This window comes from Phycisphaeraceae bacterium (assembly GCA_019636675.1).
In the GTDB taxonomy this organism is placed as follows: Bacteria; Planctomycetota; Phycisphaerae; order Phycisphaerales; family UBA1924; genus JAHBXC01.
This window is the reverse complement of record JAHBXC010000001.1, coordinates 995,153-1,012,000: the sequence shown is the minus strand read 5'-3', so window position 1 is coordinate 1,012,000 and position 16,848 is coordinate 995,153. Positions and strand designations below refer to the sequence as shown.

General features: G+C 69.4%; 15 protein-coding genes. 11 read left to right on the top strand and 4 right to left on the bottom strand.

All coding sequences use genetic code 11. The features are described 5' to 3' along the window. The first annotated feature begins 312 nt into the window (after positions 1–312). The 3 genes from KF684_04370 to KF684_04360 are packed head-to-tail and all read left to right on the top strand — an operon-like array spanning position 313 to position 2,635. Positions 313–1,104, top strand: a complete 792-nt coding sequence (locus tag KF684_04370; GenBank protein MBX3352145.1) for a sugar phosphate isomerase/epimerase — start codon at positions 313–315, stop codon at positions 1,102–1,104. Continuing rightward, positions 1,104–1,889 (top strand): (d)CMP kinase, encoded by a 786-nt coding sequence (gene cmk / locus KF684_04365; protein ID MBX3352144.1) that lies wholly within the window; start codon positions 1,104–1,106, stop codon positions 1,887–1,889. Before KF684_04370 ends, cmk begins: the two co-directional genes overlap by 1 nt. Beyond that, on the top strand, positions 1,886–2,635 hold the full coding sequence (locus KF684_04360) for a 1-acyl-sn-glycerol-3-phosphate acyltransferase (protein MBX3352143.1): 750 nt from the start codon (positions 1,886–1,888) through the stop codon (positions 2,633–2,635). Before cmk ends, KF684_04360 begins: the two co-directional genes overlap by 4 nt. 88 nt (positions 2,636–2,723) lie before the next feature. Here the strand turns inward: KF684_04360 and ruvB are convergent, their stop codons facing one another. Together ruvB and KF684_04350 are read right to left on the bottom strand one after the other, a co-directional pair. Next, positions 2,724–3,749 carry a Holliday junction branch migration DNA helicase RuvB gene (ruvB, locus tag KF684_04355; GenBank protein MBX3352142.1) on the bottom strand — a complete coding sequence of 342 codons (1,026 nt, stop codon included), beginning with the start codon at positions 3,747–3,749 and terminating at the stop codon, positions 2,724–2,726. 39 nt (positions 3,750–3,788) lie between these two features. Continuing rightward, entirely contained in the window at positions 3,789–4,190 is a 402-nt protein-coding gene (locus KF684_04350; GenBank protein ID MBX3352141.1) for a hypothetical protein, read from the bottom strand. 120 nt (positions 4,191–4,310) lie between these two features. Here KF684_04350 and KF684_04345 point away from each other — a divergent pair, with 120 nt between their 5' ends. From KF684_04345 to KF684_04325, 5 genes are all read left to right on the top strand, one after another. Then, a complete protein-coding gene (locus tag KF684_04345) occupies positions 4,311–5,225 on the top strand; it encodes an MBL fold metallo-hydrolase (GenBank protein MBX3352140.1) in 915 nt (304 codons plus the stop codon). Positions 5,226–5,264: 39 nt separating this feature from the next. After that, complete coding sequence (locus KF684_04340; protein MBX3352139.1) at positions 5,265–5,969, top strand: hypothetical protein; 705 nt, start codon at positions 5,265–5,267, stop codon at positions 5,967–5,969. A 9-nt stretch (positions 5,970–5,978) separates the two neighbouring features. Then, on the top strand, positions 5,979–7,211 hold the full coding sequence (locus tag KF684_04335) for a hypothetical protein (GenBank protein ID MBX3352138.1): 1,233 nt from the start codon (positions 5,979–5,981) through the stop codon (positions 7,209–7,211). A 184-nt stretch (positions 7,212–7,395) separates the two neighbouring features. Continuing rightward, complete coding sequence (gyrA, locus tag KF684_04330) at positions 7,396–10,077, top strand: DNA gyrase subunit A (protein ID MBX3352137.1); 2,682 nt, start codon at positions 7,396–7,398, stop codon at positions 10,075–10,077. 125 nt (positions 10,078–10,202) lie between these two features. Further along, positions 10,203–10,550, top strand: coding sequence for an STAS domain-containing protein (locus KF684_04325; protein MBX3352136.1), 348 nt, complete (start codon positions 10,203–10,205; stop codon positions 10,548–10,550). Between the two features lie 104 nt (positions 10,551–10,654). On the opposite strand, the gene KF684_04320 is transcribed toward KF684_04325, so the two are convergent. Beyond that, positions 10,655–11,434, bottom strand: coding sequence for a UvrB/UvrC motif-containing protein (locus tag KF684_04320; protein ID MBX3352135.1), 780 nt, complete (start codon positions 11,432–11,434; stop codon positions 10,655–10,657). 353 nt (positions 11,435–11,787) lie between these two features. On the opposite strand from KF684_04320, the gene KF684_04315 reads away from it, so the two are divergent. From KF684_04315 to KF684_04305, 3 genes are read left to right on the top strand one after another with little or no spacing between them, the layout of a single operon-like run. Next, entirely contained in the window at positions 11,788–12,768 is a 981-nt protein-coding gene (locus KF684_04315; GenBank protein ID MBX3352134.1) for an RNA polymerase sigma factor RpoD/SigA, read from the top strand. 55 nt (positions 12,769–12,823) lie between these two features. Next, positions 12,824–13,558 carry a methyltransferase domain-containing protein gene (locus KF684_04310; GenBank protein ID MBX3352133.1) on the top strand — a complete coding sequence of 245 codons (735 nt, stop codon included), beginning with the start codon at positions 12,824–12,826 and terminating at the stop codon, positions 13,556–13,558. Continuing rightward, the gene (locus KF684_04305; protein ID MBX3352132.1) at positions 13,555–14,691 is read left to right on the top strand and encodes an FAD-dependent monooxygenase; all 1,137 of its coding nucleotides are present in this window, start codon (positions 13,555–13,557) and stop codon (positions 14,689–14,691) included. Before KF684_04310 ends, KF684_04305 begins: the two co-directional genes overlap by 4 nt. Positions 14,692–14,755: 64 nt before the next feature. Here KF684_04305 and KF684_04300 read toward each other — a convergent pair whose 3' ends face one another. Beyond that, a complete protein-coding gene (locus KF684_04300; GenBank protein ID MBX3352131.1) occupies positions 14,756–16,804 on the bottom strand; it encodes a S9 family peptidase in 2,049 nt (682 codons plus the stop codon). Between the last annotated feature and the right edge of the window lie 44 nt (positions 16,805–16,848).

Genomic DNA, 16,848 nt, shown 5'->3' with positions numbered 1-16,848 from the left:
GAGGGCCGGAGCGCAGGGCGGAAACTGGCGTATGCACGAAACCGCCGGGAGAGGGGGGTCGTATGAATCGATGACGCGAACAGTTTCTCTCCACCGCAGGGTTCTCCGGCGGGAACAGCCAGCCGCGCCGCTCGCGATGACAGGGTCTGAGGCCGAGAAGTCCTCCGGAGCCCGCGCCGAGTGGCGTGGCGGCGTTTTTGGGGCAGGGATGGGGACGCCGGCGCGGAGCGGCTTGCCGATCCCGAACGGTTGGCTACAGTGGCCGCGCCGGGCGGGCGAAGCCCCGCCCCGGGCTCGGCGTGACTTTACCTGATGCTGCTGATCCTCTCCGCCAACTCGCTGCGAGCCAAAGTCAAGGCCAAGACCGGGCTTGCGCTCCTCGACCTGCCCCGCTACGCGAGGACCGAGCTGGATCTGCACGGGGTCATGATGCCGACCTCGTTCTTTGCAGGGGCCGACGCGAAGACGATCGATCGCTTCCGCGACGAGGCGGACAAGGCCGAGTGCCCCTGCCTGGTGCTGGTCGAGAACGACCCCCAGAACATCGGCGGCAGCGAGGCGGCGTACGAAGCGGCGCTGGACCGGATCTCGCGTGTGCTGAAGGCGGGCCAGCGCCTGGGCTGCAACGCCGTGGGGGCGCCGATCCTCGCGCCCAGCGCCGAGAGCGAGTTCGAGCTGATCGCGGCACGGACTCGCCGGCTTCTGGATCGCGCCGACCGGATGCAGATCAATCTGCTGCTGGTTCCCTGCAAGGGGCTGACGAGCACGCCCGAGGGGATGACGGGGCTGATCAAGAAGGTCGGAGGGTTCCGGATCGGCTCGCTGCCTGACTTCGAGCAGGCGGCCGGGCAGGGCCCGGACGTGACCGAGACGCTGCGCAAGATCGTGCCGTACGCGAGCGCCGTGGTCGCTTCGGCCGGTGATCTGGACGAAGCCGGGAAGCACAAGCCCTACGATCTGTCGAAGTGCATGGACGCGTTGATCGCTGTCGGCTACGACGCGCTTCTGGCGGTCGAATACCGAGGCAAGGGCGACCCGGCGGAGGGCGTCCGCGCGATCAAGAACGCGCTGGAAGCAGCGATCGAGGCGGCGGCGAACAAGTGATGACCGGAAGCGACCAGCAACACGCGCGAGCCGAGGGGAGCGCGGGACGCTCCGCGCGCTCGTCGCCTTCGGGCCCGCGAGAGGTGATCATCACCATCGACGGCCCGGCCGGCACCGGCAAAAGCAGCGTGGCGCGCGAAGCGGCGCGCCGGCTGGGGCTCGACTTCCTCGACACTGGCGCGATGTACCGGGCCGCGACGGCGATCGCGCTGGACCACGGGGTGTCGCTCGACGATGAGCATCGCGTCGTGCAGATGGCGCGCGACGCGCACCTGCGATTCGACTGGACGAGCGACCCCCCGACGCTGATGGCCTTCGGGCGCCCGGTGGGCAGGCGACTGCGAGACCCGGATGTTGACGCGCATGTCTCGTCGGTCGCCGGGCTTCCTCGCGTGCGCGAGCTGATGGTCGAGATGCAGCAGAGGATCGGGCGTGAGCACCCGCGCCTGCTGACGGAAGGACGCGACCAGGGGTCGGTGGTGTTCCCCGGCGCGTTGATCAAGATCTTCCTCGAGGCCAGCGTCGACGCGCGCGCGAAGCGCCGCGCCGATCAGCTGCGCGGCGCGTCCCCCTCGGCGCCGGTGGACGAGGCGCGCATCGCGCGCGAGCTCGAACAGCGCGACCGCTCGGACCGCGAGCGCGCCGTCGGGCCACTGATGTGCCCGATCGACGCGGCGGTGCTCGACACGTCGGACATGAGTTTCGAGGAGGTTGTCGCGACGGTGGTGGGCATGGTGCGCGACGCGATCGCGCGCGAGCAGGGCGAGGGGAGTGGGCGTCGGTGAGCGACGAGCGTGTGCCGCCCGTTCAGTCCGAATCGCGCCCGAGAGGCCATGACCACGCCATCGACCGTGCGATCCTGCGTGATCGTTGGTGGCAGCCCGGGCTCTATCTCGTCGTGCAGAAGATCGTGTGGGTGTTCCTGAAGGTATGGCTGCGCACGCGCGTGGTCGGCGCGAGGGGCGTGCCGCGCGAGGGCGGGCTGCTGATCGTGTCGAACCACACGAGCTACCTCGACCCGCCCCTGATCGCGGTGAGTCTGCCGCGCCGGTGCTGGTTCATGGCGAGGTCGACGCTGTTTCGCAACAAGGGCTTTGGTGCGCTGATCGCCGGGCTCGGGGCGTTCCCGGTGGAGCGGGCTTCGGACCGGGCGCCGCGGGGCGCAGACGCGGCGGGCGGCGGCGACGTGAAAGCCATCCGCACTGTGCTCGAACAGCTCGATCGGGGCCACCCCGTGCTGCTTTTCCCCGAGGGGTCGCGCGCGAACTCGCCCGAGCTCCAGCCCTTCCAGCGAGGCGTCGCGGTGCTGCTCAAGCGATCGAAGTGCGCCGTGCTCCCGGTGGGCGTCAGCGGCGTGTTCGAGGCGTGGCCTCGCGGCAGCCGGCCACGGCTCTTCCCAAGGCGCGTCGTGGTGCGCTTCGGCGAGGCGATCTCGCACGAGGACCTGATGAAAGACGGCGGCGACGCGGCGGTGAAGCGCCTCGAGGCGACGATCGGCGCGCTGCTCGCCGCCAACGAGCGAGAGCGATGAAGAGAAGAGATTCACCGCGGAGTGCGCGGAGGACGCGGAGGGGGGGAGGGTGGGAGAGATACGGTGCGCGCGCGAGCGTTCGCTGTCTTTACTCGAACAACTCGGCAGGGGCGGCGGCGGGCATGCCGATGTGGTCGGCGCCGGCCTTGGTGAGCTGGCGCCCGCGCCGCGTGCGCGCGACGAAGCCGAGCTGGAGGAGGAACGGTTCGACGACGTCCTCGAGCGTGCCGGCGTCCTCGTTCATCGTGGCGGCGACCGCTTCGAGCCCGACGGGCCCGCCGCGGTAGGTCGTCGCGATGACTTTCAGGTAGGTGCGGTCGAGCTCCTCCAGCCCGGCGCGATCGACGCCCTCGAGCGCGAGCGCCTCTTCCACGCACGCGTTCGTGATGCGCCCGTTCGTGCGGACCTGCGCGTAGTCGCGCGCGCGCCGGAGCAGGCGGTTGGCGACGCGCGGCGTGCCTCGGCTGCGATGCGAGATCTGGTCGAGCGCGCCGCGTTCGCAGTCGCCCACTCCAAGCAGGTGCGACGAGCGTTCGAGGATGAGCAGCAGGTCGGCGCTCGTGTAGTGGCGCAGGTGGTGGCCGATGCCGAAACGGCTGCGCAGCGGGGCGCTCACCATGCCGGCGCGGGTGGTGGCGCCGATGAGCGTGAAGGGCTTGAGCGTCAGTGACACGGTGCGCGCGTGCATCCCGCCCTCGACCGTGACATCGATGCGGAAGTCCTCCATCGCCGGGTAGATGAACTCCTCGACGGCGGGGGGCAGCCGGTGGATCTCGTCGATGAAGAGGACATCCCCCGCGTCGAGTCGCGTGAGCGCGCCGACGAGGTCAGCCGCTTTCGTCAGCGCGGGCCCGCTGGTGACGAACGCGCGTGCGCCCATCTCGGCGGCGATGACATGCGCGAGGGTGGTCTTGCCGAGCCCGGGCGGGCCGTGCAGCAGGACGTGCTCCATCGGCTCGGCGCGGTGTTTGGCGGCGGCGACGGCGATCTGGATGCGCTCGACCAGGTCGGGCTGGCCGATGTACTCGGCCAGACGCGTGGGGCGCAGCGACCAGTTCTGCTGCTCGTCGAGCGGCGAATCGGGCGTGGACGCGATGATGCGCTGAGTGGCCATCCTTGGAAGGCCAGTGTAGCGGACGCTCCGAGGGCGGGGTTACTCACGGCGCACGGCGGTGACGACGCCGTCGGTCAGCTCGATCTGCACACGACCCCTCGCGGAGTTGGTGGTGCGGATCTCCTCGCCGTCCTCGATGACGACGACCGTGCCGCGGGTGGACGACGAGCCCCGGTAGGTCCAGAGCTGGCGGTTGTCGCCCAGGGACTCGCGCGACGCCGGCTGCCCGAGCAGCGCGCGGACCTCGGATTCGGTGGTCGAGTGGAGCGTGATCTGGTCGAGTCGGGCGTTCGGGACAGCCGCGTAGCTCACGATGACGCGCTCGGACTTGACGACGATGCAGCCGGGCATCGCGGCCCCGGCAACGGCGATGAGCGCGGCGACGACGCCGACCCTGGCGAGCGGGATGACAACGGAACGGACCGGGGACACGTCTGACATGGGCTGCCTCTCTTCGTGGGGATCGCCGGTTCTTCCGGGAACGGTACGCCCGGTTTCGCTGGCGCCGGCCAGCCGCTAGGGTTCTGCGAGTCCTTACCCCCGGCGGAAGCGAGGCGTGCGATGAGCGGATGGTCCTGGCGAATGCTGCGCTGCGGCAGGTTCAAACTCGACGGCGGCGCGATGTTCGGCGTCCTGCCCAAGCCGGTCTGGACGCGACTGGTCCAGCCCGACGAGCGCAATCGCATCCCCCTGCAGTGCAACTCGTTGCTCCTGGAGCGGGATGGGCAGCTCGTGCTCGTCGAGGTGGGCATCGGCGACAAGACGCCCGACAAACTGCGCGACATCTACGAGCTGGAGCGTCGGTCGGTGCTCGACGCGCTGCGTGAGGCCGATTGCCGCCCGGAGGACATCGGGCATGTCGTCGTGACGCACCTGCACTTCGACCACGCCGGGGGGCTGACCCGGCTGGCGCGTCCGGGCGAATCGGGCGACCCGAAACGCCCTCCCCTGGCGTTCCCGAACGCGAAGGTCGTGAGCCAGCTCGTGGAGTGGGAAGACGCGAAGGCGAACCGCTCGACGATGCACGCGACCTACCTGCCCGACCACCTGACGCCCGAGGTAGCGGAGCGCCTGGTGCTCGTGGACGGCAAAGCGCCCCCGACCAGCGACCGGGAGGGCCTGCCGGCGCCCGACCGGTGGTTCGAGTTCACGGAGGTCCTGCCCGGGATCGAGGTCTTTCGCGTGCCGGGCCACACCTGGGGCCAGCAGGCGGTCAAGATCGCGTGCGACGACGGGCGGACGCTGGTCTATGTCCCCGATGTCATGCCCACGGCGTGGCACGCCTCGCCCACGGCCAACATGGCCTACGACGTCGAGCCGTATGTCTCGATGCTGCAGCGCCGGGCCCTGCTCGACCTTGCGGCCGCCAACGGGTGGCTGCTCTGCCTCGACCACGAACCGGGGGAAGCGGCGGTGTTCCTCGTAAGTCCTGATCCCGACAAGCCGGGGAAGCACCTCCTGACGCCGCAGGGCTGACGCGCGAGGGGGGGCGCCCCCGCTACACTTCAGCGAGAGATGCCCCGCACAGCCACGGACAGCCCGACGCCGACCATCGATCCACGCGACGGCGAGAGCAACGGCTCGTCCTGCGCCGCTCCCGAGGGGGCGATGCTCCCGGTGCCCGACCCGACCCAGGGGCGCGAGGCGCTGCGCACGGCGCCGGCGGTGAAGAAGACCTGGTTCGACGGCGTCGAGGCATGGATCAGCCGGCTCGCGTCGCGCAACAACTTCTGGCATCGCGTGACCTCGCTGATCTGGCTGCCCTACGCGTTCCGCTCGGGCATCAAGGTCAAGCGCCTCGACAGCAGCACCTTCACCGCGGTGCTCCCCTTCAAGCGGTTCAACCGCAACTGGTACAACGCGATGGCCGGCGCGGCCCTGCTCGCCAACAGCGAGATCAGCGGCGGGATGTATGTGTTCGGCGTCGCGGGCGGCGACTACACCGTCGTCTGCAAGCGCCTGAGCTACCGCTTTCTGCGTCCGTGCTTCGGGCCTGCGCTGTACAAGATCACGCCCCGCCAGGACGTCGCGGAGCTCGTCGGCGCCCAGCGCGAGTTCAACATCGACATCGACATCGAGATCGTGCAGCAACTCCCGATCAACCGCCCCGAGGGGCGGAAGGGGCGCGAGGTGCGCGTGGGTCGCTGCGAGGCGACCTTCCACTGCACGCCCAAGATCGATGTGAAGGCGCGCAAGGCACGGATGAAGGCCGAGCGGTAATCTGACCGCATGGCCGACGGCGCACCAACCAGCAGGACATCTTTCATTCCTTCGGCGCTCTTCCTCGCGTGCTCGTGGACGTGGGTGGTGGGCATGTGGCTGCCCGTCATCCTGGTGCGTCACTTCGGGTGGGGGGGGTGGGTCGCGTTCGTTGTGCCGAATGTAGTCGGCGCGATGAGCGTGGGGCTGGTGTATCGGACGCGCGAGCAGAGCGAGGCGTTCGTGGCTCGCCGCGTGCGTGCGATGCGGGCCTTCAGCAAGGTGACGATCGCGCTGCACGCATTCGTGCTGACATGGCTCGTGTCGTGGTTCATGCCGCTGGTGTGGTCGCTGCCCGGGCTGCCCACGACGATTCCCGGCACGCGCGTGCCGACGGGCGGGATCCTGGCGATCTCGTTCGCGCTGACGGCCTGGGCCGCGGGCTGGGCGCTTTCGAAGCTGCGGTTCGCGCACGCGTGCATCGCGGCGGGGGTGGTGTGGGTGTCGAGCGTCGCGTTGCTTGCGCTGGCGGTCCAGACGACCCCCTCGACGCGCGCGTGGCCTCAGGCCGTGGGCGACACGCCCCTGGCTGAGCTCGCGTGGCTTGCGCCGGTGCTGGTGTTCGGCTTTGCGCTGTGCCCGTATCTCGACCTGACCATCCACCGGGCCCGTCGAGAGACGCCGGGCAAGGCAGGGGACCGCGCGTTCGTCCTCGGGTTCGGGGCGCTCTTTCTGGCGATGGTCGCCGGGACGCTGGTGTACGCCCAGCCCTGGATCGACTCGCGCACGATGAGCTTCTACATCGTCGCGCACATCGCGCTGCAGTCCTCGTTCACGATCGGCATGCACCTGCGCGGGCTCCGCGACACCTCGCCCGACCCGGGCGCTCGCACCACGATGACAGCGATGCTGACCGGTGTGGCGCTGGGGCTGGCGCCCTCCACGGCCCTGGCCGGAAAGCTGTTCTCCGGGACGGCGCTGGAGCCCCTGACGACGATGGACGGGATCTACCGGGCGTTCATGGCGTTCTACGGGCTGCTGTTCCCGGCGCTGCTGTGGACCTGGTCGGCGTCGCGCCGGGACGACCGTCGCGCCACGCTGGCGGCGCTGTTCTGCGTCGGGCTGGCGGCGCCGATGTTCTGGACGGGGTTCATCGAGGGGCGCTGGTTCTGGCTGGCGCCCGGGCTGCTGATCGCCCTGTCGGCGCCCCTTCTGGCGAGGGCGCTGCCGGCCCCGGTGGGCGCGGTTTCGGCGCGTCGCTGAGCGGGAAAAACGCGGGGCAATCTGCTAGTATCCGTGCTCGCGGACGACCTGCGGGAGTGGTCGCTTCGACCCCTCGCCGCGCAGGGGCCGATCCGGCCGACGCGAGACGAGAAGCAACCCCCCGACGCCCCCGAGCGCGCGCCTGCGGCGCTGTCCCGGCGCGTCGTTCGGAGACGCCGCCGCGATGTCCGAGCTGCCCCCCAGCGTGCCCGAATCCGTCGACCCAGACCCCTTCCGCGGGCTCGTGGTCGACCTCAACATCGAGCGCGAGCTGAAGGACTCGTACCTCACCTACGCGATGAGCACGATCATGGACCGGGCGCTGCCCGATGTCCGCGACGGGCTCAAGCCCTCGCAGCGGCGCATCCTCGTCGCGATGCACGACCTCAACCTCGGGCCACGCGCCAAGCACCGTAAGTGCGCGAAGATCTGCGGCGACGTGTCGGGCAACTATCACCCCCACGGCGAGGCGGTCATCTATCCCACCCTCGTGCGCTTCGCCCAGGAGTGGGTCATGCGCACCCCCCTGGTCAACAAGCAGGGCAACTTCGGCTCCATCGACGGCGACCCCCCGGCCGCGATGCGATACACCGAGGCGCGCATGAGCGAGGCCGCCGGCGAGATGCTCGCCGACCTCGAGCTGGGCACCGTCGACTTCCAGGACAACTACGACGGCACGACGACCGAGCCCGTCGTGCTCCCGGCGCGCCTTCCGAACCTGCTCGTCAACGGGTCGACCGGCATCGCCGTCGGCATGGCGTGCTCGATCCCGCCCCACAACCTGGGCGAGGTGCTCGACGCGGTGGTGGCGCTCATCGACAACCCCGAGCTGTCGCTGCAGGAGCTGCTCCAGATCATCCCCGGGCCTGACTTCCCCACGGGCGGCGTGATCCTCGGCCGTCGGGGCATCGTCGAGGCCTACGCGACCGGCCGTGGTCGCGTCACGGTGCGAGGCGAGGTGCAGGTCGAGCCCCTGCCCGGCTCGCGCGATCGCCAGCAGGTGGTCATCACCTCGCTGCCCTACCAGCTCACCGGGTCGGCGCTGATGCACAAGATCAGCGACGCGGTCAACGAGGAGCGGATCAAGGGCATCAGCGAGGCGCGCAACGAGGCGGACATGAAGAACCCGGTGCGCATCGTCTGCGAGCTGCGCAAGGGCGTCGACCCGGCGGTCGTCGAACAGCAGCTGTACCAGTTCACGCCGCTGCAGCAGACCTTCTCGATCATCAACATCGCGCTGGCCGGGCGCCGCCCGATGACGCTCTCGCTGCGCGAGATGATCCAGCACTACATCGATCATCGCGTCGAGGTGATCCGCCGGCGCACGGCCTTCCTCCTGCGAGAGGCCCAGAAGAAGGCGCACATCCTCGAGGGCCTGGTCTACGCGGTCTGCGACATCGACGAGGTGATCCGCATCATCCGCGCCTCCGCGTCGCGCGAGGACGCGATCCAGGCGCTGATGGACCGCAAGTTCCGCATCCCGCCCGGGCACCCCTTCGCGCCGAAGATCCCTGCCCGGCTCATGCGCACGCTCGAGGTCGCTGGCGGCGGCATGCTCACGCGCGTGCAGGCCGAGGCGATCGGCGCCATGCGACTGATCCAGCTCGTCGGCCTCGAGATCGAGCGGCTGGTCGCCGACTACACGAAGCTCGTCGAGCAGATCGAGGACTACGAGCACATCCTCGCCAACCAGAGCCGCGTGTTCGCGATCATCAAGGACGACTGCGCCGACATGAAGTCGCGCTTCGCCAACGAGCGCCGCACGAGCATCGAGGAGCACGAGGGCGACATCGACTTCGCCGACCTCATCGAGCAGAAGGACGTCGTCGTCACCATCTCCCACGAGGGCTATGTCAAGCGCGTCGCGCTCGACACCTACCGCCAGCAGGGTCGCGGCGGGGTGGGGATCATGGCGTCCGACAGCAAGGACGAGGACTTCATCGAGCACGTCTTCGTCGCCAGCACGCACGACGACCTGCTGGTGTTCACGAACACCGGGCGCGTGTTCACCATCAAGGTCTACGAGCTGCCCGAGATGTCTCGCCAGAGCAAGGGCCGGGCGCTCGTCAACCTGCTCGAGCTGCGCGAGGGCGAGAAGGGGCGCGCGTTCCTCACGATCCACGATTTCGAGAAGAGCAGCGACTACCTCGCGTTCGTCTCGGCGCAGGGCGTCGTGAAGCGCACGGCGCTCAAGGAATACAAGAACGTCAACCGCACCGGCATCATCGCGGTGGGACTGAAGGACGGCGACCGCCTGCTCGACGTCGTGCTCACCAAGGGCGACGACGACCTGCTGCTCGCGACGAGCGGGGGCATGTCGATCCGCTTCAACGAGCAGGACGCGCGGCTCATGGGGCGCTCCGCCGCCGGCGTCAAGGGCATCGAACTGCGCGCCGACGACGAGGTCGTAGGCGTCGCGCCGATCCGCATGACCACCGGCCCCGACGGGGCGCGTGCCACGATCGACCCCGAGATGTACCTTCTCACCATCACCGAGGGCGGCTACGGCAAGCGCACCCCGGTCGACGAGTATCTCGTCCAGCCCGAGGACGGCCCGGCGCGCGCGCAGTCGCGAGGCGGGAAGGGGCGCATCGACATCCGCACCGGGGGCGACAGCGGCAAGGCCGCGGTCTCGCTGTGGGTCAAGCCGGGCGACGACGTCGTGGTCGTGTCCGAGCAGGGCATGCTCGTGCGCGTCCCGGCCGACACGATCCGCGAGACCGGTCGCGGCACCAAGGGCGTGCGTGTCGTGCGTGTGCGCGACGACGATCGCGTGGTCGCCGCCGCCCGCGTGCCGGGCAACGACGCGCAGCCCCCCTCGGACGGCGCTGCAGGGCCCGGCGGGCCCGAGTCCCCCGGCGCGTAAACCGTGGCGAGATCATCGGAACCGCGCGGCGGGCGCGGGCGGAAAGGTTGATTGTGGAAAACCCCGGTGTGGGGCGCCACGCCGCCGCCTCGGCGCGGTACGCTGTGGCAACGCGGAGCGTTTCTATGCCTACTGAATGGTCAGACGACATCCTGCTCTCGGAACTCGCGGACGAGCCGGCGCTCTCGGAAGAGATCAACGCGGTCGTGGCGCGACTGAACCGGGAGAGCGAGACCGCGCCGCATGTCGTTCTGAACATGCGCGACGTGACGTATCTCAATTCGTCGAATATCGCGCAGCTCCTCACGCTGCGCCGCGAACTGCGAGAGCGTCAGCGCTCGCTGCGTCTCTGCTCGATCGCCGACTCGGTCTGGCAGCTGTTCCTGGTGACCGGGCTGGACAAGGTCTTCGTCTTCGCCCCCGACCCGGCCAGCGCCATCGCGTCGCTGCAGCTCGAGGATGAGACCGTCTAAGGGGAAGGCAGTAGGGAGCAGGCAGCGGGCAGCAGGGGGAGATGCTCACTGCCGCATCCGGGTGGTTGTCTCTTCCTGCTCCCCGCTCCCTATTCCCTGCTCCCTCACTCTGCCAACAACCGCAGCTCATCTCGCAGGATGGCCGCGAGTTCGTAGTTCTCTTTGCGAAGCGCCTCCTGGAGGCGTTTGCGGAGTTCTTCCTGCTGGCTGACGGGGAGTTTGGGGGCGAGCTGGTCGCGCATGCCGCGGAGGACCTGGGCCTCGTGGCTCTGGTCGAACGCTTCGGGCGGGGCTCCGCCCTCTTCGAAGACGGTGCGCATCTGGTCGAGCCCGTCGTCGATGTGGAACATCGCGAGCTTGGCCTCGTTGGCAGCGACGGCGGCGCTTGCGAGGGCCCGGGTTCGCATCATCACGAGGTACGGGCGGAACTGCTCGAGCACGGCGCGGTCGTCGTCCTCCTGCGCAAACTCGCGGCAGAGGTCGAGCACGCGCAGGTTATGGGTCGTGTCGCGGACCACGCCCTCGAAGTCTTCGAGCACGAGCAGGCTGATATAGCGGTGGTAGTACTGCACCGACTCCTCGCGGAGCATGCGGCAGGCCTCTTCGTCGAGGGTGAAGCCCTCGGGGGCGGAGTGCTCGGCGAGGTGGTCTTCGAGCCGGGACTCGTGGTAGTCGAGCAGACTGTCGTAGCCCATGGGTCGCTGGCCGTCGGGGCGCCCCTCGGTCTCCATCTGGAGGATCCCCAGGTCGACGCGCATCTGGACCTTCGGGAGGCCATCGTCGCCCTGAACCAGCCGGACATTGATCTGCCCGGGCTCAAAGGGCCAATCCTGAAGGATCTTGGTCAGGTCGTACGACATCGTCTCCTTGGTTCTTTCGTCCATGGGCGGCACGCGGGCGAGGAACGGACCGAAAAAACGCCATCCAGCGGCGCGTCAGATCCGAAACGAAGACTATACGGAAGTCCGGCGCCCGACGCGATCGTGCGGCCGGGTTGGGAGCGCGGGGCGCCGCGGGCGCCGACTGGGTAATTTCGCACGCAAACGCAAGTCTGGTAGGTGGTTGTGCGTTTGCTCGGAGGATTGTCGCCCTCAAGCAGCGACGGGCGCTGGTCGATGGAACCGCGACCGAACAGACGCGAATGGAACCCTGAGGAACCCCCCACGAGGGGCCCACCCCCTGCGGGAGCGCGAAGAAGGCCGGCTCCCGGCATCCGGCCGCCGGCCTGAGAAATCCGATGGGCAAGTCCGAACTCCAGACCGACCTTCAGCTCTACATGAGGCAGATCAACGAGATCGGCCTCTTGAACGCGGACGAGGAAAAGACCCTCGGCTGGGCGATCATCAACGACGATTGCCCGGAGTCGAGAGACCGTCTGGTTCGAGCGAACCTGCGCCTGGTCGTCTCGATCGCGAAGAACTACGCGAACCGCGGCCTGTCGCTCACCGACCTCATCGAAGAGGGCAACCTCGGCCTGATCCGCGCCGTGGAGGGTTTCGACCCTGCGCAGGGCGCGCGCTTCAGCACCTATGCCTCGTGGTGGATCAAGCAGGCGATCAAGCGGGCCCTCATCAACGCCGTCCAGCCGATCCACGTGCCGGCCTACATGGTCGAGCTCGTCGCGAAGTGGAAGCAGGTCGTGCGTTCGCTCGAAGAGGAACTGGGGCGTCCCCCCACGACGGCGGAGGTCGCCGGCGCGATGCGCCTCCCGCCGCGCAAGGTTCGGGTCATCCGGCGAGCCATCAAGGCGATGGGCGCGCCCACGCAGGGCCCTTCCGGAGCGCAGGGTGAGTCGTTGTCGGTCAGCGACATCCTGCCCGACACCCGGCACGAAGGCCCGGCGGAAGAGGTCGTCCGCCACGACGAGATCAACACCGTGTTCCGGCTGCTCGACGCGATCGACGACCGCGAGGCGACCGTGCTGCGTCTTCGCTTCGGGCTCGACGGCCAGACGCCCCTGACGCTCAAAGAGATCGGCGCCGAGATCGGGCTGACGCGCGAGCGTGTGCGCCAGATCGAGTGCGAGGCGCTCAAGAAACTCGGGCAGCGGCTCGAGGACGACAAGCCATTCTCCTACGTCGACCCCCCGAAGCGCAAGCGCAAGGGCAAAGCCAGCGACAGCGCCGACACGCTCGACGAGGACGGGATCGAGTCCGTCGACGACCTCTCGGACGACCCGCCACGGGACAACGACAACCGGCTTCGACGCGCCAGCTGACCCGGCGGGCGGCGGGTGAATCCCGGCGCCACGCGCCGTCGGATACGCTCCCGTCATGCCCCGCGTGCGCACACCAGAACTGATGGACGCCCCCGGCGTCCGGCGCGACGAGCTGGACTCGGCGCTCCGGTTCATCCGCTTCGTGAACAGGCGCCTGGGCGGGTCTCGGGCGCTCATCGCCTGCCTGTCGCGATGGTGCACGAGATGGCCGACGGATCGGCCCGTCACGCTGCTGGATGTCGCGACCGGCTCTGCGGATATCCCCATCGCCGCCCGGGCGTGGGCGCTGTCGAGGGGATACGACCTGCGTATCACCGCGATCGACGCGCACGAGACCACGCTCGAGCTGGCGCGCGAGCACCTGTCCCGCCAGCCGGCGCCGATCCGCGAGGGCGTCACGCTCGAGCTGCGCGACGCCCTGCGCCTGACCGACCACTACGCGCCCGGTTCGTTCGATTACGCGCACGCCGGCATGTTCCTGCATCACCTCGACGACCTGGAGGTTCTGACGGCGCTGCGCATCATGGACCGGCTGGCGTCGAGGGGCGTGGTCTGGAACGATCTGGCGAGGTCGCCCTTCGCGCGCGTGGGCGTGCGAGCGCTGACGCTGGGGGCGCCCCCGATCGTGCGCCACGACGCGCGTGTCAGCGTCGAAGCGGGGTTCACCCGCGCCGAGGCGCTCGACATCGCCCGTCGCGTCGGGCTCGCCTATTGCACGCACCGGCTGATGTTCTTCGCGCAGCGATTCGTCGTGTCGGGCGAACGCCAAGGCGCGTGGAGTCTTCCGTGACCACGAGCCGCCCACCCTACGACGCCGCGGTCCTCGGCGCGGGCCCCGCCGGGTGCGCGGCGGCGATCTCGCTGGCGCGTCGCGGCATGCGCGTCGCGCTCGTCGAACGCAAGGCGTTCCCTCGCGTCAAGGTCTGCGGCGAGTGCGTCTCGCCGGCGTCGACGGGCGTGCTGGAATCGCTGCTGTCGCCGGGGGAGCTTCGCGCCGCCGGCGCGCGCGTGCTAAATCTGTACGCCATCGAGCTGGGCGATCGGTCAGTCGAGTGGGCCACGCCCCGACCGGCGTGGGCGCTGAGCCGCGCCGCGCTGGATCAGGCGCTCGCGACGAAAGCGAGCGAAGCCGGCGTCGAGGTGCTGCAGCCGGCCGGCGTGCGCGCCGTCGACTATGACGACGGAGGCGTGCGAGTGCTTGTCTCCGGGCGCGACGATCCGATCGCGGCGTGCGTCGTCGTGCACGCCGATGGTTCCGGGCGGTTCGACCCGGCCGGGCCGACGCCGATGCGCGTCGGCGTGCTGGGCGTGAAGTGCCACTACACGCCGCCCCCGGGGGAGCCCGTCGTGGGCGTGCGGATGCGCGCGTGCGACGGCGCGTACCTCGGCACGGTCGGCGTCGAGCGCGGGCTGGCGACCTGCGCGATGACGGTGCGAGACGCGGTCGTGTCGCGGTTCGTGAACGACCCGGCCCACGGGTCGCGAGACGCGGCGCTCGACGCGATGACCCGCGCGCTCTGGCCCGCGTTCGCGGATCGTCGGCGCGTCGGCGCGTGGCACGTCTGCGGCGTCGCGGGGAGCGCGTACATCGAGCCGGGGAACCCGAGGTCGTTCCGGGTCGGCAACGCGGCGGCGGCGGTCGAGCCGGTGGGGGGCGAGGGCATCGGACTGGCGCTGTGGAGCGGCGCAACGCTCGGCGAGATCCTCGACCCGCGCGACGACGCGTCGATCGCGCGGGCGCAGCGGGAGTACGCGCGCCGCTACCGGCAGCGGGTGCGGATCCGGCGCCCGTCGTGCCTGCTCGCGGCGGGAGTGCTCATGCGTCCTTCGCTGCTGCGCGCCGCGTGGCCGCTGCTCGAGGCGCCCGGCGCGTCGGACGCGCTGATCCGCGCGTTCTGGGCGCTGTCGGGGAAGCCGGCGTAAAAACAAGAAACGCCCGCGGTCTGCCGCGGGCGTCTGGTCGTGCGGGTGTGTCGATGTCAGCGTGTCAGCGCTTCAGCGCGTCGGAGAGGCCCTTCACGCCGTCCTTGCCCTCGGGGACCTTGATGGTCGATCCCTCGAAGTCCTTCTCGGTGATCGGCTGGGCGCGCCCGCCGAGGTGCTCGGCGAGGAACGACTCGGCGACGGCGAAGAACGACATGCGGTTCTCGGGGCGGGCGAAGCCGTGGCCCTCGTCGGGGTAGAGCACGTAGGTGACGGGGATGTCCTTCTCCTGCATCGCGAGGACGATCTGGTCGCTCTCGGCCTGCTTCACGCGCGGGTCGTTGGCGCCCTGTCCGATGAGCAGCGGGCGCGTGATGCGATCGACGTAGTTCAGCGGCGAGCGTTCCTCGAGGAGGGTGCGCCCCTCGTCGGTGTTGGGGTCTCCCATGCGCTTGTAGAAGATCTCGCGCATCGGGCCCCAGTAGGGCGGGATGGAGTTGAGGAGCGTGTTGAGGTTGGAGGGGCCGACGATGCTCACGCCGCAAGCGAAGACATCGGGCGTGAAGGTGAGCCCGGCGAGGGTGGCGTACCCGCCGTAGGACCCGCCCATGATGGCGACCTTGCCTCGCTGGGCGACGCCCTGCTCGACCGCCCAGTCGACGGCGTCGAGGAGGTCGGTGTGCATCTTCTTGCCCCACTCGAGGTTGCCGGCGTTGAGGAAGTCCTTGCCGAAGCCGGTGGACCCGCGGAAGTTGACGCTGAGGACCGCGTAGCCGCGGTTGGCGAGCCACTGGTGCTGGGAGTTGTAGCCCCATGCGTCGCGGGCCCAGGGGCCGCCGTGGACGAGCAGGACCATGGGGATGGAGCCCTTGTCGGGCACGCCGTTGTTGTCCTTGTCGAGCCAGGAGGGCAGGGTGAGGTAGGAGACGAGTTCGAGCCCGTCGCGCGAGGGGATCACGACGGGGTGCATCGTGGAGAGCGTGAGGCCCTCGAGACGCTTGTTGTTGGTGAAGAGGAAGGTCGGGGTCTTGGTCTTCCGGTCGTAGAGGTAGTAGCGGACGGGGCCGTTGTCCTTGCTGACGGCGATCGTCCAGCGCGTGTCGTCCTTCGAGCGGCTCGTGAGCGAGATCTCGCCGTCGCCGACGCGGGAGCGGATCGCGTCGAACTCGGCGCCGATCGCGGTGTCGAGGTATTCCCACTCGTTGCGCGTGTAGTTGAACGAGACGGCCTCGATCTTCTGCGTGATCGGGTTGACGATCGCGCCGCTGACGTCGGCCTTGTCGTGGGCGGCGATGGCGGTCGCCTCGCGGGTCTTCAGGTCAAACGCCATGAGGCGACTGGTGTTGCTGTCGCGGCTGTCGGTGAGGTACAGCGTGTTGCCGTCCTTGCTGAAGCCAAGGGGCGAGGTGCTGTTGGCGTCCTCCATCGCGACGGTCATGAGGGGTTCCCACTCGTTGCTCTGCGCGCGCAGGAAGTGGGTCATCCCGCCGTCGGGGTTGAAGCGCGACGCCATGCGCACGCGGAACTGCTCGTCGGTGAGGTAGCCGGCGAACATCTGGTCGTTCTGCTCGATGAGCTTCGACTCGCCGGTGCGGATGTTGACGCGGTGCACATCGAAGACCTGCGGGTCGCGGTTGTTGGTGGTGACGAGGATCTCGTCGGGGAACTCGCGGCTGACCTCCTGGATCGCGGCGCGCGCGCCCGGATACGGCGTCAGGTCGCGCATCTCGTTGGCTTTGGTCAGGTCGACGGCGAAGACATGGAAGTTCTCGTCGCCGCCCTTGTCCTGCATGAACAGGATGTGGTCGTTGTTCTGCGCCCACGAGAAGATGCGGATGCCACGCACGCGATCGCTCGTGACCGGGCGGGCGGCGTCGGGGTTGTCGGCCGGGCCGACCCACACATTCAGCACGCCGCCCCAGGGCGCCAGGAACGCGATGCGCGTGCCGTCGGGGCTGATCTGCGGCGCGGCGCGATCGGGGTTGCCGAAGAGCACATCGCGCTCGATCAGCGGCGCGGGCTCGACTGGCTGGAACGCGAGGGCCGGCGAGGCGAACGAGACCGACAGGGCCGCGGCGGTGAGCAGCGCGGGGCAGAGACGGGGTCGTGTCATATCCAAGAGACTCCTTGCTGGCTTCAGAGACGCGTCGGGGCCGG